Origin of the sequence: Listeria sp. ILCC796, assembly GCF_900186175.1 — a bacterium.
Classification (GTDB): domain Bacteria; phylum Bacillota; class Bacilli; order Lactobacillales; family Listeriaceae; genus Listeria; species Listeria goaensis.
This window is the reverse complement of sequence record NZ_FYBV01000001.1, coordinates 437,022-461,491: the sequence shown is the minus strand read 5'-3', so window position 1 is coordinate 461,491 and position 24,470 is coordinate 437,022. Positions and strand designations below refer to the sequence as shown.

Annotated in this window: 25 protein-coding genes and 1 riboswitch; of the genes, 22 read left to right on the top strand and 3 right to left on the bottom strand. The window is 39.1% G+C overall.

Annotated elements, in window-relative coordinates:
- Nucleotides 1-12 precede the first annotated feature (12 nt).
- Together CFS04_RS02210 and CFS04_RS02205 are read left to right on the top strand one after the other, a co-directional pair.
- Nucleotides 13-666, top strand: coding sequence for a DUF4352 domain-containing protein (locus CFS04_RS02210; RefSeq protein WP_088808968.1), 654 nt, complete (start codon nt 13-15; stop codon nt 664-666).
- 15 nt (nt 667-681) lie between these two features.
- Complete coding sequence (locus CFS04_RS02205; protein WP_088808967.1) at nt 682-1,131, top strand: NUDIX hydrolase; 450 nt, start codon at nt 682-684, stop codon at nt 1,129-1,131.
- 25 nt (nt 1,132-1,156) lie between these two features.
- Here the strand turns inward: CFS04_RS02205 and CFS04_RS02200 are convergent, their stop codons facing one another.
- Nucleotides 1,157-2,758, bottom strand: a complete 1,602-nt coding sequence (locus tag CFS04_RS02200) for an ABC-F family ATP-binding cassette domain-containing protein (protein ID WP_088808966.1) — start codon at nt 2,756-2,758, stop codon at nt 1,157-1,159.
- Between the two features lie 100 nt (nt 2,759-2,858).
- Here CFS04_RS02200 and CFS04_RS02195 point away from each other — a divergent pair, with 100 nt between their 5' ends.
- The 8 genes from CFS04_RS02195 (at nt 2,859) to CFS04_RS02160 (ending at nt 10,026) form a co-directional block, all read left to right on the top strand.
- Nucleotides 2,859-3,242 carry an MmcQ/YjbR family DNA-binding protein gene (locus tag CFS04_RS02195; RefSeq protein WP_088808965.1) on the top strand — a complete coding sequence of 128 codons (384 nt, stop codon included), beginning with the start codon at nt 2,859-2,861 and terminating at the stop codon, nt 3,240-3,242.
- A 55-nt stretch (nt 3,243-3,297) separates the two neighbouring features.
- A riboswitch (TPP riboswitch) is annotated at nt 3,298-3,398 on the top strand.
- 66 nt (nt 3,399-3,464) lie between these two features.
- On the top strand, nt 3,465-4,025 hold the full coding sequence (gene thiT, locus CFS04_RS02190; protein WP_088808964.1) for an energy-coupled thiamine transporter ThiT: 561 nt from the start codon (nt 3,465-3,467) through the stop codon (nt 4,023-4,025).
- A gap of 206 nt (nt 4,026-4,231) precedes the next feature.
- The gene (locus CFS04_RS02185) at nt 4,232-5,419 is read left to right on the top strand and encodes a betaine/proline/choline family ABC transporter ATP-binding protein (protein ID WP_088808963.1); all 1,188 of its coding nucleotides are present in this window, start codon (nt 4,232-4,234) and stop codon (nt 5,417-5,419) included.
- Nucleotides 5,419-6,072, top strand: a complete 654-nt coding sequence (locus CFS04_RS02180; protein ID WP_088808962.1) for an ABC transporter permease — start codon at nt 5,419-5,421, stop codon at nt 6,070-6,072. The genes CFS04_RS02185 and CFS04_RS02180 overlap by 1 nt, the downstream gene beginning before the upstream one ends.
- Before the next feature lie 12 nt (nt 6,073-6,084).
- Complete coding sequence (locus CFS04_RS02175) at nt 6,085-7,008, top strand: osmoprotectant ABC transporter substrate-binding protein (protein ID WP_088808961.1); 924 nt, start codon at nt 6,085-6,087, stop codon at nt 7,006-7,008.
- Nucleotides 7,005-7,676, top strand: a complete 672-nt coding sequence (locus CFS04_RS02170; protein WP_088808960.1) for an ABC transporter permease — start codon at nt 7,005-7,007, stop codon at nt 7,674-7,676. Before CFS04_RS02175 ends, CFS04_RS02170 begins: the two co-directional genes overlap by 4 nt.
- Nucleotides 7,677-7,741: 65 nt before the next feature.
- Nucleotides 7,742-9,073, top strand: a complete 1,332-nt coding sequence (locus CFS04_RS02165) for an Nramp family divalent metal transporter (protein ID WP_088808959.1) — start codon at nt 7,742-7,744, stop codon at nt 9,071-9,073.
- Nucleotides 9,074-9,192: 119 nt separating this feature from the next.
- Nucleotides 9,193-10,026, top strand: a complete 834-nt coding sequence (locus tag CFS04_RS02160) for a hypothetical protein (RefSeq protein ID WP_088808958.1) — start codon at nt 9,193-9,195, stop codon at nt 10,024-10,026.
- 44 nt (nt 10,027-10,070) lie between these two features.
- Here CFS04_RS02160 and CFS04_RS02155 read toward each other — a convergent pair whose 3' ends face one another.
- The gene (locus CFS04_RS02155) at nt 10,071-11,588 is read right to left on the bottom strand and encodes an ABC transporter permease/substrate-binding protein (RefSeq protein ID WP_088808957.1); all 1,518 of its coding nucleotides are present in this window, start codon (nt 11,586-11,588) and stop codon (nt 10,071-10,073) included.
- On the bottom strand, nt 11,585-12,562 hold the full coding sequence (locus tag CFS04_RS02150; protein ID WP_088808956.1) for an ABC transporter ATP-binding protein: 978 nt from the start codon (nt 12,560-12,562) through the stop codon (nt 11,585-11,587). Before CFS04_RS02150 ends, CFS04_RS02155 begins: the two co-directional genes overlap by 4 nt.
- A gap of 160 nt (nt 12,563-12,722) precedes the next feature.
- On the opposite strand from CFS04_RS02150, the gene murB reads away from it, so the two are divergent.
- The 12 genes from murB to CFS04_RS02090 all read left to right on the top strand — a co-directional run bounded on the left by murB (nt 12,723) and on the right by CFS04_RS02090 (nt 24,414).
- Nucleotides 12,723-13,628, top strand: coding sequence for a UDP-N-acetylmuramate dehydrogenase (gene murB, locus CFS04_RS02145; protein WP_088808955.1), 906 nt, complete (start codon nt 12,723-12,725; stop codon nt 13,626-13,628).
- Nucleotides 13,629-13,725: 97 nt separating this feature from the next.
- Nucleotides 13,726-14,769 (top strand): AI-2E family transporter, encoded by a 1,044-nt coding sequence (locus CFS04_RS02140; RefSeq protein ID WP_255377273.1) that lies wholly within the window; start codon nt 13,726-13,728, stop codon nt 14,767-14,769.
- Nucleotides 14,770-14,832: 63 nt separating this feature from the next.
- Nucleotides 14,833-16,110: an ectonucleotide pyrophosphatase/phosphodiesterase gene (locus CFS04_RS02135; protein ID WP_088808953.1), complete on the top strand. Its 1,278-nt coding sequence runs from the start codon at nt 14,833-14,835 to the stop codon at nt 16,108-16,110.
- Nucleotides 16,111-16,114: 4 nt separating this feature from the next.
- Nucleotides 16,115-17,347, top strand: coding sequence for an MFS transporter (locus CFS04_RS02130; RefSeq protein ID WP_088808952.1), 1,233 nt, complete (start codon nt 16,115-16,117; stop codon nt 17,345-17,347).
- A gap of 81 nt (nt 17,348-17,428) precedes the next feature.
- Nucleotides 17,429-18,025, top strand: a complete 597-nt coding sequence (locus tag CFS04_RS02125; protein ID WP_088808951.1) for a VanZ family protein — start codon at nt 17,429-17,431, stop codon at nt 18,023-18,025.
- Between the two features lie 161 nt (nt 18,026-18,186).
- A complete protein-coding gene (locus CFS04_RS02120; protein ID WP_088808950.1) occupies nt 18,187-18,516 on the top strand; it encodes a PadR family transcriptional regulator in 330 nt (109 codons plus the stop codon).
- Nucleotides 18,513-18,836, top strand: a complete 324-nt coding sequence (locus CFS04_RS02115; protein ID WP_088808949.1) for a DUF1048 domain-containing protein — start codon at nt 18,513-18,515, stop codon at nt 18,834-18,836. Before CFS04_RS02120 ends, CFS04_RS02115 begins: the two co-directional genes overlap by 4 nt.
- Before the next feature lie 15 nt (nt 18,837-18,851).
- Nucleotides 18,852-19,760 carry an ABC transporter ATP-binding protein gene (locus CFS04_RS02110; protein WP_088808948.1) on the top strand — a complete coding sequence of 303 codons (909 nt, stop codon included), beginning with the start codon at nt 18,852-18,854 and terminating at the stop codon, nt 19,758-19,760.
- Between the two features lie 6 nt (nt 19,761-19,766).
- Nucleotides 19,767-20,528 (top strand): ABC transporter permease, encoded by a 762-nt coding sequence (locus CFS04_RS02105; RefSeq protein WP_088808947.1) that lies wholly within the window; start codon nt 19,767-19,769, stop codon nt 20,526-20,528.
- 126 nt (nt 20,529-20,654) lie between these two features.
- Nucleotides 20,655-22,352 (top strand): aryl-sulfate sulfotransferase, encoded by a 1,698-nt coding sequence (locus CFS04_RS02100; RefSeq protein ID WP_088808946.1) that lies wholly within the window; start codon nt 20,655-20,657, stop codon nt 22,350-22,352.
- A 363-nt stretch (nt 22,353-22,715) separates the two neighbouring features.
- Nucleotides 22,716-23,651: an ABC transporter ATP-binding protein gene (locus CFS04_RS02095; RefSeq protein ID WP_088808945.1), complete on the top strand. Its 936-nt coding sequence runs from the start codon at nt 22,716-22,718 to the stop codon at nt 23,649-23,651.
- Entirely contained in the window at nt 23,644-24,414 is a 771-nt protein-coding gene (locus tag CFS04_RS02090) for an ABC transporter permease (RefSeq protein ID WP_088808944.1), read from the top strand. The genes CFS04_RS02095 and CFS04_RS02090 overlap by 8 nt, the downstream gene beginning before the upstream one ends.
- Nucleotides 24,415-24,470 lie beyond the last annotated feature (56 nt).

Here is a 24,470-nt window from a genome sequence, read left to right as displayed (position 1 = left end):
AGGAGACATAATATGGTATTTTGGATTTTTGGTGGAGTCATCTCCTTTATCTTATTCATTATAGGAGTGGTCATCCTCTTTTTCCCGAAAAAAAGAAAAGTGGGTGCCATTATTCTTGGAAGCAGCACAGTTTTGATGATTGCTTCGATAATTGGGATTATTGTGGCGTTTAAGAATTTCCAAGACGTGCAAGATAGCGTGCGTAATTTCTCAATGACCAATGATTCAGGGGAAAGCTCGGCAACGGAATCGAAAACATATCCTGTGAATTTTAAGCAGACGGACAACCAAATTGAAAGCAAGATTACGAGTATCAAAGTGGAGAAAAAAGCGATTTATTCTTCGCTTGAAGACAAAGAATTGCCGGGAAGTGTGACGGTAGCGCTTGAAATCACGAATCATGGGGACAAGAAAGTGACCACATATCCGAATCAAGGGGAATTGAAGACACCGAAAGAAAGTGTGAATGGCGGCGATATGCTCCTTTCAACTTTCGATGATAGTGAAATCGAAAAAGGAAAAACGATTTCTGGTGAGCTAGTTTTCCCGATTAGCAAAATTGATAAAGTCAGTGATATCAAGTGGATTTCTTTATCGTGGCTTTCTTATGTGGGCGATTCGCTTTCGCCTATTACGATAGATACGGGTCAAATTACTTTAAAATAAGAAACGGGGCAGATGATGGATTATATCAATTGGATTCGTTCAAAAGTAGGGCATGAAAAAATTATTTTGACATTCGTTGTAGGCGTTATTGAGAACGGGAAAGGTCAGATTTTAATGCAACGCCGCGGAGATAGCAATCTTTGGGGATTAACGGGTGGGGCAATGGAACTTTCTGAGAAACCTGAAGATACACTTCGACGTGAGATTTTTGAAGAAACAAGTATCGAAAAGTTTTCGGTTAGGGACTTTCAAGGTGTTTATACGACGCTTGAACAGCACTATCCAAATGGTGATGTTGCGCAGTGCATCGATTTAGTCTATCAAGTTGTTGTATCAGAAAACGTTGATTTAAGCTTTAACAATGAAGAAACGTTGGAACTGAAATGGGTGGGGCAAAACGAGATTCCGCCGCTTTTCAATCCAACGCATATGGAAATTATTGAAGATTACTTTAAAAAAGCGTGAATCCAACCGGATTCACGCTTTTTTATCAGTCATTCACTTGCATGACTTCTGCTAAATAGCCGTCATAACTAATTTCTTTATTGTAGAAATTATCTTTAGAAAGGTTCACAATTCGCGTTGCTATACTTTCAAGTAGTTGATGGTCATGTGAAGCTAAAATCATCGCGCCTTTAAAGCCAAGTAGGCCGTTATTTAGAGCGGTAATCGACTCCAAGTCCAAGTGGTTAGTAGGCTCATCAAGCAGTAGTACGTTGGAACCTGAAAGCATCATTTTCGACAACATACAGCGTACCTTTTCGCCCCCAGAAAGTACTTTCACTTTTTTTAGCACTTCGTCACCGCTAAAGAGCATGCGTCCAAGGAAGCCGCGCAGGAACGCTTCGGAATCGTCTTGCGGAGAATATTGGCGCAGCCATTCCACGAGATTTAGATTGTTTTCTGTGAAAAACTCAGAGTTATCTTTCGGGAAGTAGCTTTGGCTTGTTGTCACGCCCCAGCGGAAAGTCCCGGAATCCGGCTCCATTTCACCAGCTAAAATCTGGAATAGCGTCGTTTTCGCAACTTCATCGTCACCAACGAGCGCCACTTTGTCATCGCGATTAATCGTGAAGGAAACATTATCTAAAACCTTAACCCCGTCAATCTCTTTGGTTAAATTTTCTACGGTTAGGAGGTCATTGCCGACATCCCGGTCAGGCTTAAATTGAATGAATGGATAGCGCCGACTTGATGGCTGAATATCTTCTAGCGTAATCTTTTCAAGCATTTTCTTACGGCTAGTCGCCTGTTTTGATTTGGAGGCATTCGCACTGAAACGCGCAATGAAGTCCTGAAGTTCTTTCATTTTCTCTTCTTTTTTCTTGTTGCGGTCGCTCATCATTGTTTGCGCCAGTTGGCTCGACTCATACCAGAAATCGTAGTTTCCGACATAGAGTTTAATTTTGCTGAAATCAAGATCGGCAATATGCGTACATACTTTGTTTAAAAAGTGACGGTCATGCGATACGACAATAACCGTGTTCTCAAAGTTGATTAGAAACTCCTCTAACCAATGAATCGCCCGAATGTCCAAGTGGTTTGTTGGCTCATCGAGTAGCAAAATGTCAGGTTTACCAAATAAGGCTTGTGCAAGTAACACTTTCACTTTTTCAGAACCTGTTAAGTCTTTCATCATTTTACCGTGAAGTTCAGATGGAATGCCAAGACCGTTTAAAAGGACAGCTGCATCTGGCTCAGCTTCCCAACCGCCAAGCTCACCAAATTCGCCTTCGAGTTCAGCCGCACGGATACCATCTGCATCGCTGAAATCCGGTTTCATATAAATTGCGTTCTTCTCTTCCATGATGTCATAAAGCGTTTTATGCCCCATAATGACGGTGTTTAAAACGAGTTCATTATCATATTGGAAATGGTCTTGTTGAAGCACAGCCAGGCGCTCGCCAGGCGTGATATGCACATTTCCTGATTGCGAATCCACTTCACCTGATAAAACTTTCAAAAATGTCGATTTACCGGCCCCGTTTGCGCCAATTAAACCGTAACAATTACCTGGTGTAAATTTAATCGATACATCTTCAAATAGCTTTTTATCGCCATATCGAAGTGCGACGTTATTCACTGTTAACATTATTTTCCTCCTATAAAAAAGCACATTATCCCTATTTTACCATGCTACCGCTCGTAAATAAAGCTTTTCACGTGTTATACTAAAAAAAGAGGTGGGGCAAATGGAATTTGAATTAGAACGAATAAAATGGGTTGCCTTTTGCGAGTCCTTACAAGGAGCAAAACTGACTTTCCCGTTTGGAAAAGAAGCAAGCGTAATGAAAGTTGGCGATAAGATGTTTGCGCTTATTCATCGTCACCAAGATATTCTGTTCATTAGCGCAAAATGTGAGCCTGAACGGGCGGAACGTCTAAAGGAAGAGTATCAGGCGATTGTGCCGGGCTATCATTTGAATAAGACGCACTGGATTTCGGTGATGATTTCGAGCGATTGCGATGTGCCAGATGAACTGCTTTCTGCCATCTTGGAAAATAGCTATAAGCTGGTTTTTGCGAAGCTTAGTAAGCGAAAACAAAACGCGGTGCTTTTTTCAGGAGAAGAATAGGGTTTACTTTTTTTCTTGGCATGGTATAATAGGTTTTGTTAAGAATTTCATATTACGTTACCACAGGGGGGGCTTTAAGCTGAGATTGAGTGTTTCACTCTGACCCTTTGAACCTGTTCGTTAATACGAGCGTAGGGATTGTGGCGATTGCATTTTTCATATTGAAAACTGCTTTCTTCTGCGGTGCGTGTATGTCCAAAAGAAGAAGGGAGTTTATTTTTTATGGCAAACAAACGTTTAATTGTGTTACTGGAATGTGCAATTTTTGCAGCGATTGCGATGATACTAAGTTTTATACCACTTGATATCGGTTCGAGCTTTTCGATTTCGCTCGGCATGATTCCCATGTATGTAGTAGCAATTCGAAGGGGCTTTTTAGCTGCTGGATTTGCTGGACTTCTATGGGGGTTGCTTCATTTTTTAACAGGAAAAGCTTATATTTTAATGTGGAATCAGGCGCTCATTGAGTATGTGCTTGCTTTCGCTTTCATTGCTTTTTCTGGAATTTATTCTAAAAAAATCAGAGCCTTTTTAACTGAGAAAAACTTTAAAAAAGCCATCACTTTTGCGTGGGTGGCGATGTTTGCGGGAGGTATTGCTAGGTATTTCTGGCATTACCTTGCTGGTGTTCTATTTTGGGGAGCGTATGCATTCGCTGGTTGGAGTGCCCAACTTTTCTCCATTGTAATGAACGGACTAAGCTGCCTTGCGACAATAGTTGTTTGTGGCTTGGTGATTACCGTGATGATGAAAATGAAACCGCAGTTGTTTCTGCCGAAATAAATTAGGAAACTCTTTGTAGCGCCATCTACAAGGAGTTTTATAGTGCTTAGAAGTTAGATATGTTGCGTTTTGCTAGGCACAAGTATATACTTTTTATATAGTCTCCTTATAGATAGTTCTATAAGGATTTTTTGTTTAGACGCCTAGAAAATAGGGAACTTGACTAAAGATTGGTTAAAATAGAAATACATATGGAGGTGTTCTTCGTGTTAAAGTTTGAACACGTTACGAAGACGTATAAAGGTGGGAAAAAGGCGGTTAGTGACTTAAACCTGAATATTGAAAAGGGTGAATTTATTTGTTTTATCGGACCAAGTGGTTGTGGGAAAACGACTACGATGAAAATGATAAATCGTTTGATTGAACCTTCTGAAGGTAAAATTTTCATTAACGATAAGGATATTTTACAAGAAGATCCAGTAAAACTTCGCCGTTCAATTGGGTATGTGATTCAACAAATTGGTTTAATGCCGCATATGACGATTCGCGATAACATCGTTTTAGTCCCAAAGCTTTTGAAGTGGTCGGATGAAAAGAAACATGAACGCGCTAAGGAATTGATTAAACTGGTCGACTTGCCAGAAGAATATTTAGACAGATATCCATATGAGCTTAGCGGTGGACAGCAACAGCGTATTGGCGTACTTCGTGCCTTAGCAGCTGACCAAACGCTCATTTTAATGGATGAACCGTTTGGGGCACTTGACCCGATTACGCGTGATGCACTTCAAGAGGAATTTAAAAGCTTGCAGCAGGAACTTGGAAAGACAATTATTTTTGTGACGCATGATATGGACGAAGCTATCAAACTAGCGGACCGAATTGTCATTATGCGTGACGGAAAAGTTGTACAATTTGATACACCAGATGAAATTTTGCGTAATCCTGCTGATTCGTTTGTTGAAGATTTCATTGGAAAGGATCGCTTGATTGAGGCACAACCGAATGTAACAATCGTTAGTCAAATTATGAATCCAAAACCAGTTTCCATTACGGCAGATAAATCTTTACAAGCTGCGATTCAACTTATGAAGGAGCGCCGAGTAGATACGCTTCTTGTTGTTGACGAACGCAATATTTTGAAAGGTTTTATCGATGTCGAGCAAATTGATTCTAACCGACGAACAGCAACATCTGTTGTGGATATTTTGGAAAAAAATGTATTTTACGTGAAGGAAGACGCGCTGCTTCGTGACACCGTGCAACGGATTTTAAAACGTGGCTATAAATATGTGCCCGTTGTAGATAACGATAAGAAACTCGTTGGGATTGTAACGCGAGCAAGTCTTGTTGATATGGTTTACGATTCTATCTGGGGCGATGATGATATGGCTTCTACTTCGGAGGAAAAGAAAGGCGAAGAACTTGCGCACAGTAGTCAGGGGGGAGAATAATGGATGCGATTACGCAATTTTTCCAAGAAAATGGGCATAACTTGCTTGTTCAAACTTGGCAGCATCTTTACATATCGCTTGCCGCTGTTATTTTAGGCATCATTGTGGCTGTTCCTGTCGGCATCTTGCTGACGCGTTCACCGAAAGTGGCGGATTTTGTAATCGGCGTTGTGAGTGTCTTGCAGACTGTCCCTTCGCTCGCGATTCTTGCGTTTATTATTCCAATTTTAGGTGTTGGAACATTCCCTGCGATTATCGCACTATTCATTTATGCGCTCTTGCCAATTTTACGGAACACGTTTATTGGCGTGCGTGGTGTGGATAAAAACTTAATTGAATCAGGGCGCGGCATGGGTATGACAAGTTTCCAGCTTATTATAAATGTGGAAATTCCCAATTCGATTTCCGTCATTATGGCGGGCATTCGGCTATCGGCTGTGTATATCATTGCATGGGCAACGCTCGCATCATATATTGGTGCCGGTGGCCTAGGCGACTTTATTTTTAACGGTTTAAATTTGTATCGCCCAGATTTAATTTTAGGCGGTGCAATTCCAGTTACGATTTTGGCGCTGCTCGTTGAATATTTCCTCGGTAAGCTCGAAAATGTGTTAACACCAAAACCACTTCGCGATGCGAGAAACAACGGTTAGGAGGGACGGAAAATGAAAAAAATTACAACTTTAATAGCTGTTTTATGTGCGTCTTTCGTCCTTTTAACAGGCTGTTCATTACCTGGTTTAGGCGGGGGTTCAAGCGATACCATTCGAATTGGTTCGATGTCGACAACAGAATCGCAAATTGTTGCAAATATCGTGAAACAAATGATTGAACATGACACGGATTTAAAAGTAGAAATGGTAAATAATTTAGGCTCATCTGTCGTGCAACACCAGGCGATGATGAACGGAGATGTGGATATTACCGCGACAAGATACACGGGCACGGATTTAGTTGGCCCACTTGGCGAAGAGCCGATTAAAGATCCAGAAAAAGCGCTTGCGGCAGTTCAAAAAGGCTTCGAAGATAAATTTCAGCAAACTTGGTTCGATTCATATGGATTCGCGAACACATACGCATTTATGGTGCGACAAGACACCGCTAAAAAATATAATTTAAACACGATTAGCGATATGCGTCCGGTTCAAAACGAGCTTACAGCTGGGGTAGATAATTCTTGGATGGAACGTGCCGGTGACGGGTATAAAGCTTTTTCAAAGGAATACAACATCGACTTCAAAAAAATATTCCCGATGCAAATTGGTTTGATTTATACGGCGCTTAAAAATGACCAGATGGACGTGGCGCTCGGTTACTCCACAGATGGACGGATTCCAACCTATGATTTGAAGATTTTAGAGGACGACAAAAAATTCTTCCCGCCATATGACGCGTCACCTGTAGCTACAGACGAGATTTTAAAAGAACACCCAGAACTTAAAACAACTTTAAACAAACTGGTTGGAAAAATTTCGACAGAAGAAATGCAGAAGTTAAACTATCAGGCTGACGGTAAATTGAAAGAACCGTCTGTTGTTGCAGAAGAGTTTCTTCAAAAAAATAACTATTTTGAGGATGAAGGCAAATGAATACGTTTAATCAATTAATCGACTATTATGCGACCAATGGGGCATATGTGGCAGAAGCTTTTTGGCGACACTTTTTGATGAGCATCTACGGTGTGCTTTTCGCAAGTATCGTGGCGATTCCACTTGGCATCTATATCGCGCGTAAACGCCGTCTTGCCAATTGGGTCATTCAAATTGCGAACATCATTCAAACCATTCCAGCGCTTGCAATGCTCGCTGTCTTAATGCTGATTATGGGACTTGGCACAAACACCGTCGTACTCTCACTCTTTTTATATTCACTATTACCTATTTTAAAAAATACGTATACGGGTATACAAAATGTAGATGGCGCTTTGCTCGAATCAGGCAAAGCCATGGGGATGACAAAATGGCAAGTTTTACGCATGATTGAGTTGCCACTCGCACTTTCCGTCATTATGGCCGGCATTCGTAACGCACTCGTTATCGCGATTGGCGTTGCAGCCATCGGAACATTCGTAGGTGCTGGGGGACTAGGCGATATTATCGTTCGGGGGACAAATGCGACCAATGGAACAGCCATTATTTTGGCTGGCGCTATTCCAACCGCGCTCATGGCTATCATCGTCGACCTCGTACTCGGATTTATCGAACGTTCGCTAAATCCTGTTAAAAATAAAAAGAAAAAACTTACAGAAGCACTTTAGAAACAAACTGGCAAATGTGGTGTACGTCTAGCTACATTTGCCTTTTTGGTACAAAAAGAGGAGGGATGCTTTTGAAAAAGGAAAAGCAAGCTTGGCGCCGCAAAGAATCAGACTCGTCACTAAGCGAAGTGAACAACACCGTTAAAGTACCTCAAAATGCCACTTTTTTTAGAAAACTTCTTGCGTTTATGGGCCCAGGGGCACTGATTGCCGTCGGCTACGTAGACCCAGGGAACTGGGCAACGAGCATTGCCGGCGGATCTGAGTTTGGCTACACACTCCTGTCAGTCATCCTCATTTCAAACCTCATGGCGATTTTATTACAGTCACTTGCCTCCAAACTTGGCATTGTCACCGGCCGCGATTTAGCCCAAGCCTCACGAGATAGCTTTCCAAAAGGCGTGTCATTCGTTTTATGGATTTTAGCAGAATTAGCCATCATTGCAACCGATATAGCAGAAGTCATTGGGAGTGCCATCGCATTAAATCTCCTTTTTGGGATTCCACTCATTTGGGGCGTCTGCATTACATCGCTCGACATCTTTCTTGTTTTACTCTTACAACATCGTGGTTTTAGATACATCGAAATTATCGTCATTACGCTGATGGTAACCATTTTAGTTTGTTTTGGCATTGAACTTATCATGAGCCATCCAGATATGGCCGCAGTTGCGAAAGGGTTTGTCCCTCAAAAAGAAATCGTTACGAATCCAGCAATGCTCTATATCGCGCTTGGAATTCTAGGAGCAACTGTCATGCCGCATAATCTTTATTTACATTCCTCTATTGTGCAAACAAGACAGTATGAACGAAACTTAAAAGGCCGGAAAGAAGCCATTAAATTTTCATTTATCGATTCTACTTTTTCGTTAACAATGGCTCTTTTCATTAATGCCGCTATTTTAATTTTATCGGCGGCCGCGTTTTATTATACTGGGCATAGGGAAGTTGCTGGGATAGAAGATGCATATAAATTGCTTGATCCAACACTTGGAAGCAGCATTGCGAGTACGCTTTTCGCAGTGGCGCTACTCGCATCTGGGCAAAATTCGACGCTTACAGGAACGCTAGCAGGACAAATTGTGATGGAAGGCTTTCTGAATATACGTTTAAAACCATGGCTACGAAGACTGCTTACGAGACTATTAGCCATTATTCCAGCCGTCATAGTAACGGCGCTTTACGGAATAGAAGGAACCAATGATTTACTCATTTTGAGCCAAGTTATTTTATCTATGCAATTATCATTTGCTGTTATCCCACTCGTTTTATTTACAGGAAATAAAAAGAAAATGGGAGTATTTGTGAATGCCAAATGGTTGCAAATACTATCATGGACAGTGGCCATTTTCATTGCATTGCTGAATATTTACCTCCTCATTCATACATTTGTTTAACGATAATAAGATTATGTAAACTATAAATTAGAAACATCTTAATATTTTCCCTCGAATTTTTCACCTAGATTCGTTATAATTAAATTATCAGAATAAGCGTAGTAAAGGTGTTGATTATAATGGCTAGCAAAATGTTGAAACCACAGAAAAAACTTTTAGAGCAAGACCATGTGTTACCTTATAAAATAGATGCACAAGATCAATTATTTCAAGTTGTCATTTTTACAAAACTAGGAAAGATCTCCGGCATCACAGTGCTAAGAAGTGAAGATGAATTAGCCAGCCGAGAAGAGGCTCTAGCGGTTGTTCAAAAATTACAGAAGTACAATTTTTATTTTGAATATTTGACAAAGCGGGCAAGTATTGTGAAAGAGCGGGACAGTATTGTGGCCGAACGAATTGAACAAGCTCAACTCATTTTAAACAATAACGTTCTGTTTGGAGAAGAACTTCAGCCGACAATCGACCAACTTAGTTTGGCTCTTGAAGTATACAAACAACAGCAACATAAAATGGATATTTATCAAGAAGATATTGCGTTACTTAATGAAAAAATTAAAGAACAAGGGCTTATTAAACCAGAAGACTGGAAATCAGCAGAAGATTTATCGATTGCTTTCATGAAGGCTGCATATGCACAAACCATTTATTTAGAAGCAACAAGAGAAAATCGGGTGGCACTTGCAAAATGGTATCATAGCCATCAAAAACAACTCCCTTCTGAAGAACGAAAAGCGCTTGCTAAAATGGTAACCGTTTTAAGCGATACAAATGGCGGTTTAGTCTTTGATCAAATTATTTCGCTACTTCCACTTGTAGAAGAAGGGCTATTAATTGATAAAACAAACCCGCTACCAAAACGTGCACAAGAGTTTAATATGGAATACGAAGCACATTGTCGCTTCTATAAACCAAATACGAATAAAATCATAGAACTTATTCGAAATGAATGAGAAAAACGGATACTAAAAGCAATGAGCTCTTAGTATCCGTTTTTTTATTTTTTAAGAATGTTTTCTTTGATTAAAAAGGCACGTGCGACTTCTTCGGCAGATTTTCCATTTACATTAACTTCATAGTTCATTTTCCGCATTTCGTCATCCGTAATTTTGCCAGCAAGCTTATTGAGTGGCGCCCTAATTTCTGGGTACTTCTCAATCGTTTTAGTTAGCATTAGCGGAGCACCTTGATAAGGCGGGAAAAATTGTTTATCATCTTCTAAAACTTTCAATTTATACTGCGCGAGCTCACTATCTGTTGAATACGCATCAAGCAAATTAATATCATTCGCTAAAATAGCATTGTAACGCAGTTTTGGTTCCATCGTTTTGACATTATCAAATTGCAGGCCGTACGTTTTTTGAATGCCTTTATAGCCATCATCACGGTCATTGAATTCCAACGTAAAACCAGCTTTAACAAGATTTTGGACGCCAGGTAAATCGGAAATTTTCTGCAAATCATTTTGTTTCGCGAAATCATTTGATACCGCGAGGGCATACGTATTGTTGTATTGCATCGGTTTTAAGTAAGTCATGTTAAATTGCTTAGCAAGTCCGTCCCGTGCTTGTTCGTACACTTGATTCGCGTCATGCGATTTAGCAGGGTCGTTTGTAAAGGTTTCTAAAACGGTGCCAGTAAACTCAGGATAGATATCGATATTGCCGGATTTAAGCGCGTTAAACAAGAAACTGGTTTTCCCCATATTTGGCTTTAAATTCACCGTTAAGTCCGTTTCATCTTCAATGACTAGCTTATACATATTGATGAGTATTTCTGGCTCTGCACCAAGTTTACCTGCAATGGTAATTTCCTTTTTGTCGGTCGTGAAGAGCGGGACAATAATTAGGGCAGCAGTCAGCAGGACGCCGATAGACACCGTTATAATTGTGCTTCTGAAACTGGCTTTTTCCAAGAAGCGTAAGAGGACATCAAATAAAATCGCGAGAAGCGCTGCGGGAATGGCTCCGAGCAAGATTAAACTATTGTTGTTGCGGTCGATTCCGAGCAGGATTAAATCCCCGAGTCCACCAGCACCAATTAGCGCAGCAAGCGTTGCGGTTCCAATAATTAGTACCATCGCCGTGCGAATGCCGGCCATAATAACAGGCATGGCAAGCGGCAGCTGAACTTTGTAAAGGCGACGCCATTTGTTCATTCCCATTGCACGAGATGCTTCAACGAGAGCCGGGTCGACTTCATTGATCCCCGTGTATGTATTTCGCAAAATCGGGAGAAGCGCATAAATAACAAGTGCGATAATCGCTGGAACAATCCCAATTCCAACAAGCGGAATCAAAAGACCAAGAAGAGCTAAAGACGGTATGGTTTGAAAAATAGCCGCGACTTGGATAATCGGTTCAGCTATTCGCTTATGTCGAGTTAAGTAGATGCCAAGCGGGAGGGCAATTAAAACCGCAATGAAAAGGGAAATGAATGAAATTTGAATGTGCTGAACGAGCGCCGTCCAAAGAACATCTTTTCTTTCAACGAACGTATTAATGAGCGTATTCATTTCGCATCACCAACCTGTTCTAATTGACTAGCTAAAAACTTCGTCAAATCTTGATGTGTCACAACATAAGTTTTCCCGTCATCATTTTGAATTTGCACCGCATTGTTCCCTGAAAGTGCCACAATCATTTCGCTAATCGCCGCATCGCTTTTTAAAACAGGTAAATTTGGCGTATTTTTTTCCTCTATAGTTAAAAGCTCTATAATATCTTTGGCTTTTTTATTTTCAGGCAATAGATGAGGCTTCGCAATATTTCCAGAATCAAGGAAATGTCTAACAAAATCATTTTTCGGGTTTTTGAGAATATTAGACGGCGTATCACATTGAACGATTTCTCCGTCTTGCATGAGGCAAATTCGGTCACCAAGTGCCAGCGCTTCTTGCATGTCGTGTGTCACGAAAACAATCGTCTTTTTAATTTTCTTTTGAAGGAGAGAAATATCTTGTTGTAATTTTTGACGAGTGATAGGATCAAGCGCGCTAAATGGTTCATCCATTAAAATGATACTTGGGTCGGCTGCTAGTGCTCGCACAACACCAACACGCTGCTGTTCGCCGCCTGAAAGTTCTTTCGGTTTACGGTCGCGATAAGATGCTGGATCAAGGCCAACCATTTCAAGTAGTTCTGTTGTACGGTTATAAATCTTTTCTTTGTCCCATTTTTTAAGTTCTGGTACAATCGCGATATTTTCAGCAATCGTCATATGCGGGAAAAGGGCAATTTGTTGTAATACATAGCCAATATCAAAGCGAAGCTCATGAATATTGTAGTCACTAATACGTTTTTCGTCGATGTAAATCGTTCCAGTAGTAAGTGGAATGAGACGATTAATCATTTTAAGTGTTGTTGTTTTTCCACAACCACTCGGTCCAATGAAGACAAAAAATTCACCGTCTTTTATATCTAAGTTAAGTTTATTAACAGCAACGTTATCGTCAGTATAGTTTTTAGTGACATCTTTAAAGCGTATCATAAGGGCCTCCAATCTTTTAAAACAAAAAAGCGAATATTTGTTCCTACAATTTACCATTTTTTTTTATGAAAAACAATTATTTTACATTATTTTGTAAAAAACAGGCTTCGTGGTAAAATAGAAGAAGTGAAACTTACAACGTGAATGGAAGGTTTATAAAATGGAAAAAGTAGCGAAAAATTTAAGTGAAGTCTTACCAGAATTAATCATTAAAAAACAGGAAAGTCTTGCTAACTATACATATACAAAAACTGGTGGTCATGCAGACTTATTTGTGATGCCAAAAACAAAAGAAGAAGCGCAAACCGTTGTGAAATTTTGTCATGATGAACATGTGGCACTCACAATTTTAGGTAACGGTTCGAATTTAATTGTAAAAGATGGCGGTATCCGAGGTATCGTCTTGTATTTAGATTTATTAAATAAAGTGGAGCGACGGGAAACAACGATTTATGCGGGGAGCGGTGCCAAATTAATTGACGTATCACGTTTTGCACGCGATGAGAGTCTGACAGGACTTGAATTTGCTTGCGGGATTCCTGGTTCAGTTGGCGGTGCGCTTTATATGAATGCTGGGGCATATGGTGGCGAAATTAGCGATTGTTTAGAAGGCGCAACAGTTTTAACAATGGCTGGCGAATTGCTCCACTTAGAACGTTCAGAATTAGCGGCGAAATATCGCCATAGTACCATTGCAGAAAAGAAATTGATTGTGCTTGAAGCTGAGTTTAAACTGGCGCTCTCGGAAAAACAGCCAATTGAAACGAAAATGGCCGAATTAACCGAGGCACGTGAATCCAAACAGCCACTTGAGTATCCTTCATGTGGCAGCGTATTTAAACGGCCACCAGGATATTTTGCCGGTAAACTTATTCAGGATAGTCAGTTGCAAGGGTTTCAAATTGGTGGTGCACAAGTTTCTAAAAAGCATGCCGGCTTTATCGTAAATGTTGGCGAGGCAACCGCAACAGACTATATGAAGGTCATCAAACACGTACAAGCAACTGTAAAACGCAATTTTGACGTCGATTTAGAAACAGAAGTCCGAATCATTGGGGAAGATTAAAGTGTCAGACTTGCGATGTATCTTTTAAAAAGATGGCTGTTTGCGGGGAAGTTATTTGTTACAATGGGATTGTTACTATTGTATGGGAGGACTATATTTGGAAAGTTTATTTGATTTTTTCAGCAAAAAAAGCACGCGACGTGTGTTAGTTTTTATGTTAGTCGTTTTTGTTTTGTATTTGCTCCGCAGTATGATGGATATTATCCTATTAACATTCATCTTTTCATTCTTAATTACAAGACTAGAGAACTTTATTTTAAAACGGATTTCCATTTACCGACAAATTATTGTGCTCATTTTATATGCCTTAATTGCGCTCGGGCTCACATTTGTTGTAGTCAAATACATACCAGTTCTAACCGAACAAATTGGGCAACTGGTGAAATTTGCTAATACTTTCTTTACACAGGATTCAAACAATGATTTCATTAACTATATCGTTACGATGGCGAATCAAATTGATATTATGAAATATACAGAGCAAGGCGTTCAAATGGTTGTCACGTATTTAACGAATATAAGCGTGGTTGCCTTTAACGTATTCATTGCCCTTATTTTAAGTCTGTTTTTCTCTTTAGGAAAAGATCAATTAATCACCTTCACAAATCAATTTGCGACCAGCAAAATTTCGTTCGTGTATGATGAGATAAAGTACTTTGGTACAAAATTTGTTGGCACTTTTGGTAAGGTGATTGAAGCACAATTTTTGATTGCAGTTGTGAACTGTGTCCTGACGACAATTGCTTTATGGATTATGGGATTCCCACAACTATTGACGCTTTCGATTATGGTGTTCTTATTGGGCTTAATTCCGGTTGCCGGTGTCATTATTTCGATGATTCCGCTCACCATTATTGCTTATACAGTTGGTGGTTTCCAATACGTCTTTTATATTTTAATTGTGGTTGTGATTATTCATGCGCTTGAATCTTACGTTTTAAACCCTAAATTAATGTCTGCTAAAACGGATTTACCGGTGTTTTATACATTCATCATTTTGATTTTTGGAGAGCACTTCTTTGGCGTTTGGGGACTAATTGTTGGGATTCCTGTCGTGATGTTTTTCCTAGACGTATTAGGGGTTACCGACCAAGCTGAACATTTACTTGAAAAGAAACCGAAAAAAGCGGATAAAACCTAGGCTATGTGTCTAGGTTTTTTTATTTGTTTTTGATACAATGGGAAAAGAAAGAGGTGCGTAGTATTGGATAGACATTTGTTTATAATTTCTTTTGATGCTTTAGGCGCAAAAGATTTGGAAGATATTGAAAGTTTACCAAATTTTAAAAAGATAAAGGAACAAGGCACTCACGTTAAAAAAGTTCGCTCAGTTTATCCTTCACTTACATATCCAGCTCATACCTCAATTATAACGGGGCATTATCCGCTCGCTCATGGCATTGTAAATAATACAAAAATTCAGCCTGATAAAGCTTCGCCTGATTGGTATTGGTACAAAGATGCTATTAAAGTTCCGACATTATATGAACTGGCGAAAGCGAAAGGATATAAGACGGCTTCTTTTTTATGGCCTGTTGCTGCACAGAGCGGTATCGATTATAACATCGCGGAAATTTTCCCAAATCGTTTTTGGTTAAATCAAGTGATGGTCTCTCTTTGGGGGAGCTCGCCACTTTTTCTTTTAAATATGAATAAAAAATACGGTCATTTGCGAAATGGGATTGAACAGCCGCAATTGGATGATTTCATAACGGCTTCAGTCATTGATACGATTCAAACGAAGAAACCGGGTCTTTTAATGGCGCACTTTGTTGACATGGACAGCATGCGGCATCGCTACGGGGTGACTTCAGATGAGGCGAAATCAGCGTTACAAAGACACGATAAACGATTAGGGGAAATCATTGAAGCTACCAAAGAGGCTGGTATTTTTGAAAAAAGTGTTTTTGCGGTTTTAGGTGACCACTATCAAATTGACGTCGACACGATTTTGCGCCTTAATATTTTGTTCGCGGAGTATAACTGGCTTAGCGCTGGCAATGACAATAAAATAGAGACGTGGCAAGTATATGCGAAAAGTTGTGATGGATCTGCTTATATTTACATAAAAAATCCTGAACTTGAAAGTCAAGTTTTCGAAGTACTGCAAAGTTTACCAGGGATTGAGAAAGTATACAATTCAACGGAAATCATTCGCTTAGGTGCAGACGCGGAAGCGACATTTATGGTAGAAGGGGTCCCTGGCTGTTATTTCATGGATAACATCGACGGCCCACTCGTTGAAGAAGTGACACCAGAGAAAATCGGGCAGCCAGATTACTACAACGCCGTGCATGGGTATCACCCGCAGAAAAAAGATTACGAAACGACTTTACTTCTAAGCGGTCCGGGAATAAAACGCGGAAAAGAAGTGGAGCAAGCCAGTTTAATTGACGAGGCGCCAACCTTTGCAAGAATTTTGGGCTTTAAGATGCCAAAAGTCGAAGGGCAAGTCATCACAGACATTTTTGAGGGAGAATAAGTGAATGTTTACAAAAGAGGAGAAAAGTTGGATACTTCAAGATTGGGCGAATTCCGCCTATTCCATTATGATTACGACGGCGATTTTGCCGATTTATTTTAAAAGTTTAGCATCTAGTGCTGGAGTAAGCGATCATATGTCAACGGCTTACTGGGGGTATGCGAATTCAATTGGGACTTTGCTCATTTCTTGTTTGGCACCGATTCTTGGGACGATTGCGGATTACCAGTTTTTCAAAAAAAGATTCTTTAATATTTTTACGCTTTTAGGGGTTTTATGTACGGTTTCATTCGTTTTTGTGCCAAACGATGGCTGGCTTATTTTGCTTGGGCTTTATGCGCTATCTCTAATTGGTTTTTCGGGCGCGAATATTTTTTATGATAGTTTTTTAGTTGATGTGACGACGAATGACCGGATGGACCGGATTTCGTCAGCAGGCTATGCGTTTGGCTATTTGGGAAGTTCGATTCCATTTGTGATTTTTATCATTTTAAAAGCAACAGGAATACTGCCCATTAGCGAAGTGGCTTTAGTGAACATCGGTTTTCTACTTACAGCGATTTGGTGGCTTGGTTTTACGGTTCCTTTCTTTAGAAATGTTCATCAAAAGCATTTTCTGGAGCGAGTGAAAAATCCAGTACGCACGAGTTTTAAGCGTTTATTTACGACACTTCGGCAAATTAGCCAATACCGCACGATAGCGCTATTTCTAATCGCTTACTTCTTTTATATTGATGGTGTGGATACCATTTTTCGAATGGCGACATCATACGGTATTGATTTGGGGATTACGGACACAACGTTAATCATCATTTTGTTGGTCACGCAACTGATTGCTTTCCCGTTCACTATTTTTTACGGCTTTTTAGCCAAGCACTTTGGGGCGAAAAAGTTGATTCTCGTCGCCATTTTCGTCTACCTTATCATTTGTGTTTATGCAGTGTTCATGAAAATAACGCTTGATTTTTGGATTTTAGCAGTGCTTGTAGGAACAAGTCAAGGCGGCATTCAAGCACTGAGTCGTTCTTTTTTCGGGAAAATTATTCCAAAAGAGCGGTCAAATGAATTTTACGGTTTCTACAATATATTTGGTAAATTCTCCGCGATCATTGGTCCTGCACTAATGGGTATCATCACACAACTGACTGGAAATACCTCTTATGGTGTTGCCAGCTTAATCGTACTATTTTTAATTGGCGGGATTTTATTTTTATTTGTACGTGAGGAACGAATTTAAATTTTCTTTAAATCCTTTTAACGAATTGTTTATAAGTTAGCGCTATACTAATATAAACCATTCAAGTTAGGAGGAAACAAAATGAAAAAAATAGCTTCTATCGGAATCTTACCTTTTGTTTCCGTAGCGCTAGCGCTTTATCTTTACGTCTATTATTTTAAAGGCTGGCTATTATTTTACTTACATCACATTATGGAAATATATAGTTTTGTAGATTACATCGTGATTGGACTAACGGCACTTTTTATTTATCTCATCGGCGTACAGCTGATCGAATGGAAATTTAATAAGAAGTTAACGATTTTAGCCTATATGTTATATTTTGCTAGCTTGATTGTCCTATTATTTGGTAAAGCTAGTCATGTTCAAGGCTTTTCTTTTGAAACTTTTGATTTTATTTTTCCATTTTTAGAAGGGAATTTACGCGTCATTACGACAGGGAATATTTTAGCTTTTATTCCAATCGGCTTTTTATTTTATAAATGGAACTTTATTAGCACTTTACTAACAGCCATCATCTTAATTACGTTAGTCGAAAGCACTCAATTTATACTCGCCGTCGGTTTTTTTGATACAGGGGATATCTTTTTAAATGTGCTAGGCATTATGACTGGATATTCATTAATTCGTTTAAAAGTATTTATGACAATGAAAAAGAAAATCATAAAAAGTCAATGAAACTATTGGCTTTTTTTTTGCGTATAAATGGCATAAGAAGCCCCTTTTTCGTGAGAGTGCTCTTTTTTATAAAAAAATTTAAACAAAAAGTGTTGACTAATCCACTACTTTGTATTACTATATAGTTGTACCTAGTAATACAAAGTAGAGAGGTGGACCTTATGAAAGGATTGACAGAACTGTTAAAAGGTGTCTTAGAAGGCATGATCCTCCAGAAAATTTCTAAAGGAGAAACATACGGTTATGAAATCACTAAGTATTTGAATGATTTAGGTTTTGATGAAATTGTCGAAGGTACTGTGTATACGATTTTAATGCGTGTAGAAAAGAAAGGCCTTGTAGAAGTTGAAAAGAAAAAATCCGATGTAGGACCTGCTAGAAAGTTTTACACGTTAAATGATACGGGTAAAGAAGAATTAGCAAGTTTTTGGAAACGTTGGGATTTTATTGCAGCTAAAATGGTAGAGGTAGAAGGAGGGGAAGCGAAATGATGAATTGGTATAAAAAATACCGCGAGGAAAAGCGTGCCTATAAAGCTTATAAAAAACGTGTTGCTGCCTTACCAACTGAGTATCGCCGTGTCATGGAGGGCATTCAAACGTATTTATGGAATTTCGCAAAAGGCTCAGGCATGATGGATATTTTAACGAGTGTTCTTGAAATGTTTGAAAGTGCCGTAGAGGACCAGCTAGATGTACGCGATGTTGTTGGTGATGATTTGGCAGAGTTTGCAGACAATTTATTAAATGAATTTCCAGAAGAAACTTGGATGGAAAAACAACGGAATGCACTTAGAAAAACGCTTAAATAGAAAGGAGAGGCTATGATGCCTATTATCGATATTCGGAATATTAAGAAAAATTTCAAAAAACAAACAGTTTTAGAAGATGTGAGCATTCAAGTAGAAGCAGGTAGTATTTATACATTGCTTGGTGCAAATGGTGCTGGAAAAAGCACATTGCTTAAAATTGTGACAGGGCTTTTAAATAGCGACGGAGGGAAAGTTGAAATTGACCAACTACCAGTTGATAAAGACCCGCGCGAAGCACAAAAAGTGTTTAGTTACAATGCCCAGCATGCAAGTGTTGACGAGGTATTAAGCGGTCTAGAAAATTTAGTACTGATTGGTAAGCTACGACACGTTTCAAATCCTAAAGCCGTTGCACTCTCCCTTTTAGAGCAATTTGGCTTGTTAGATGCGAAAGACAAAATTGTTTCCACGTATTCAGGGGGAATGAAACGAAGACTCGACTTGGCTATGAGTTTAGTAGGAGATGCTAAAATTTTATTTTTAGATGAACCTACAACAGGTCTTGATCCAAGTAGCCGCCTTGATTTGTGGAAAGTAATTCGGGAACTCCAAAGTAGTGGGAAAACCATTTTCTTAACGACGCAATATTTGGAAGAAGCCGATCAATTGGCAGACACCATAGGCTTTTTGAAAGATGGAAAGATTATTGCAACCGGAACGCCTAAAGAAATGAAACGCTTGGCGGGTGAGAACAGACTACATTTGACTTTCTCCCCAGAGGATTTAAAGCAAGCAAAAGAAGTTTTGATAGATTTCGAACCAAAAGTGCTTGCCCCTGAACTAATTTCTATTGAACTGACTGAAGAAATGACAACTATTTTGAATATTTTAAAAGTGTTGAACGACCATCACCTTGAGCCGACTGATTTTGAGACAATCCGTCCTACGCTTGACGATGTATTCGTGACACTGACGAAAGGGTGAACAATAATGAAAGAGTATTTCAGTGATATTTTCGCGCTATCAGGGCGCATTATTAAACACAACTTACGTAGTATTGATACGATGATTACAGTTGTGATTATGCCAATTATGATTATGCTAGGTATGGTATATATTTTCGGTGGTTCCGTGCAGATTCAAGGTTTATCCCATCAAGATTATGTGGATTACATTATGCCAGGGATTCTGCTTATTACAATTGCGTCAAGCTCAGCCTATACATCGCTTCGAATAAATCTCGATAAATCGGCAGGAATGTTTGAACGTTTTAAATCAATGCCAATCGCGAAGTCAGCAGTTTTAGGTGGACACGTGTTAGCATCTGTTATTTTTATGATGATTTCCTGTGCAGCAGTTCTTTTAGTAGGACTACTAATTGGTTTCCGTTCAGATGCAAACTTCGGAGAATGGCTACTCATTATTTTACTCCTTGTTTTATTCGCTTTTATGTTAACATGGCTCTCAGTCCCGTTTGGCTTAATGGCAGGGAGTATTGAAGGCGCAGGCGCATTCTCTTATGTCATCTTAATGCTCTTATTCGTTAGTTCAGCATTCGTTCCAGTTGAAGGAATGAACAAGTTTGTACGGATTTTTGCAGAAAATCAGCCGATGACACCAATTATTCAGACGTTGCGTGACCTATTTAACGCCCAGCCGCTTACGAGCGATGCTTGGCTATCACTTGCTTGGATTGCTGGTTTACTTGTTATTTCTTACATCGCAGGTATGAGAGTTTATCGGAAAGTATAATTAAATCGTAAGAAAAACCATTCCAATTGGAATGGTTTTTTTTATGAATAAATTCACTATATTGTCATAGAATTTTAAAATCTATACGCTAAGCTAAAAATACTGAAGTGGCAAGGAGGAATTATAATGAGGAAAAAATCGCTTATTTGGACAATTATCATGTTAATAGGGCTAAGTAGCATCGTTTGCGCCTATCTCTTTTCCCAAAGTCTTAAAGCAGAAGCTGATCAAAATGAAGATAAAAAAACAAAATTTAGTTTATCGGTTGCAACTTCAAAAGATGTAGAAGTACTTGATTATAGTAATATCGGAATAAACGCCTATCAAGATATTTTCAATACGGCTAAACAAGCACAAATTGCTCAATTAATTGCAGCAAAAAAAGCAGCAGGTCACTATAAATTCCCTCAAATTTTAGCATTATCAAATCCGTATTTAACGAATACAACGAGTGTATACATATATTTTGAAACTGAGAAAGTCAGTAAAGTAAGTTACCAAATATCTGCAGCAGGTTATCCCGATTTTGCAGGAGAGGCAAATAGTTCAGAAAATGAATACGAAACAAAACATGAATTCCAAGCGATTGGCTTTGTAGCAGGTGTTAAAAATACCATTACCTTAACAGTAACAGATAAGGAGGGAAATGAAACGACAAAAACATTAACCTATACACCTCCAAAATTAGTAAGTAAAGATAAAAACACATTAAAAGTCACTGATGGGACAAGCGAAAAAGCCTTAACAAGCGGTTTGTACACGGTGTTTGGTGATAAAAATGTATCACAAAGAGCCACTTACTTAGTGGATAACGATGGTATCATAAGAGGCGAATATCCCATTCTTTCTTACAACTCTATGCGTTTTGTGTTTGATGAGCAGTCCATGTATTACGGAATTTCAGCAGAAAAAATCGCTCGTATTAATCAGTTAGGGCAAGTTGAACAAGTTTATGATGTAGGAAGCGCGGGCTATAACTTACACCACGACTTTACTTTGGATAAAGAAGGCAATTTATTAGCGCTTGCAACAAGTGAAGAAGCAGAAGAAAAAGACAATTTGGTAGAGGACAGAATTGTTCAAATCAACACTAAAACAGGTAAGGTCAAACAAATTGCTGATTTTAAAGCGTTGCTACCTGATTTATACCAACTGGCAACCGGAATTGAGACTATCACAAGCTATGCAGGTAAATGGGATCCCATTCATTTAAATACAATTCAATATGTTGAAGATGGTAGCATTATTGTTAGCTCACGAGAAACTTCTACAATTATGAAGCTCAGTAATATCGAGGACGCCTTGTCAATCGATTACTTTATTTCAGATGAGAGTGTTTGGAAAGGTGTAGGGAATTATTCTAACTTTGTACTGGAAAAAGAAAGCGATTTTGTTTCACAACTCGGTCAACATTCGGTGACATATGTTGAAGATGCCACATTGGAAGAGGGGCAGTATTATTTATATATGTTTAACAATAATTCAAAAATAATGGATTCCCGAACAAATTTCGATTGGTCGGCATATCCTGATAGCTTCTCTGACCAAAGTACTGATGGTGATTACAGTCGCTATTCTAAATATTTAGTTGACGAGAATAAAGGCACGTATGAACTGGTCGACTCATTAGAAGTCCCGTACTCTGCCTTTGTGAGTAGCGTTCAAGAAATGGGGGATAATCTACTCGTGAATCCAGGCTTACAAGGTATATTTACTGAATATGACAAAAATCATCAAGTTATTCGTACTTATCAATTAAGCGGAAACGGAGTAACCTCTTATCGCGTGTATAAGTATGATTTTAAAGGATTTTATTTTAAATAAACTAAGCAAGCGTATGACTGTCGTTAATCGAGAGTCATACGCTTTTTAGCAATTACTTTTCAGAAAAATACATAAAAAGTGTATAAATTCACTGTATATGTGGTCGTTTAAGACGAAAAATGGGGTTTCTGGGGAAGTTTACGTTTTTGACACTTAATTTGTGATATAGTGAACATGATTCATCAACATCACGGTGAATCAATTTATCATCTTTTGGGATGATGAAAACAAACTCAAAGAGAGCCTTTTGGAAGGGGCTCTTTTTGGGGTTCCATTATTGTAAAATTACGTAAATGATGTGGTATAATAGCAAAGTGCCCAAAACAGGGCGAGCTGTTTAAAATAAGGAGAGATCAACACTAAATGACACATGCACTTGAAATAAAAGACTTAAGAAAAGTATACGCAACTGGCGTAGAAGCTTTACGTGGAATTAATTTAGTTGTAGAAGAAGGTGATTTTTACGCTCTACTAGGTCCAAATGGTGCCGGAAAATCAACAACAATTGGGATTATTACATCACTTGTCAATAAATCATCAGGCAAAGTGAATGTATTCGGTTATGATTTAGATACAGAATTAGTTCGTGCCAAGCAACAAATCGGTCTAGTTCCACAGGAATTCAACTTTAATCCGTTTGAAACGGTGCAACAAATTGTCGTAAACCAAGCTGGTTACTACGGAGTTTCCCGCAAAGAAGCGCTTAAACGCAGTGAAAAATATTTAAAACAATCCGATTTATGGGAAAAACGCAATGTACGCGCCCGTATGTTATCAGGTGGTATGAAACGTCGCCTAATGATTGCCCGTGCACTCATGCATGAGCCTCGCTTGCTTATTTTAGATGAACCAACTGCCGGTGTGGATATCGAACTTCGACGTGAGATGTGGAAGTTCCTGAAAGAGCTGAACGAGCAGGGAACAACGATTATTTTAACGACACACTATTTGGAAGAAGCAGAGATGCTTTGCCGTAACATCGGGATCATTCAGACAGGCGAACTAATCGAGAACACCAGCATGAAATCGCTACTCGCGAAACTCCAATTTGAAACGTTCCTTTTTGATCTGGCACCTTATGATAAAAAGCCTGAAATTGCTGGCTATAAAAGTTTTTTCGAAGACGAGTTAACACTCGCTGTTGAAGTGGAACGCAATCAAGGAATCAACGAAATATTTGAACAGCTCTCGAAACAAGGGATAAATGTTCTTTCGATGCGAAATAAATCCAATCGCTTGGAAGAACTGTTTTTGAAAATCACAGAAGAAGAGCACCGAGTGGAGGAGAAACATGTTTAATCTATATTATACAGCCTTAAAAAGCTTAGCCGTAAAAGAAACGAACCGTTATATGCGTATTTGGGTGCAAACCTTAGTACCACCAGTCATTACGACATCGCTTTACTTTGTCATTTTCGGCAATTTAATCGGTGGAAGAATCGGGGAGATGGGGGGATTCTCCTACATGGAATTTATCGTGCCTGGCCTAATCATGATGTCAGCCATCACAAGTTCCTATTCAAACGTGTCATCTTCCTTTTTCTCACAAAAATTTCAAAAAAATATTGAAGAATTGCTAATCGCGCCAGTGCCCACACATGTTATCATTTGGGGCTTTGTTATTGGCGGCTTAGGGCGAAGCATCCTTGTGAGCGCACTCGTTACCATGATTTCCCTTTTCTTCGTACCTTTACAAGTGTATTCTTGGTCTATTATTATCATTTCACTTCTGATGACGGTTATTTTATTCTCATTGGCAGGCTTATTAAATGGTATTTTCGCTCAATCTTTTGATGATGTATCTATTGTACCAACCTTCGTCTTGCAGCCATTAACATATCTTGGCGGGGTATTTTATTCCGTTGCTATGCTACCACCGTTTTGGCAAGCAGTTTCAAAAATCAATCCCATTGTTTACATGATTTCAGGATTTAGATATGGTTTTCTTGGAAAAACCGATGTATCACTTTGGGTTTCAGTGGGCATTCTTGTGCTCTTTATCGCCGTACTTTACTCGATTTGCTGGTATTTGATTGAAAAAGGGCGCGGGTTGCGAAGTTAAACAATTTGGAGCATCTAGAAAAGCAATTCTAGATGCTCTTTATTAATTCATGTGTA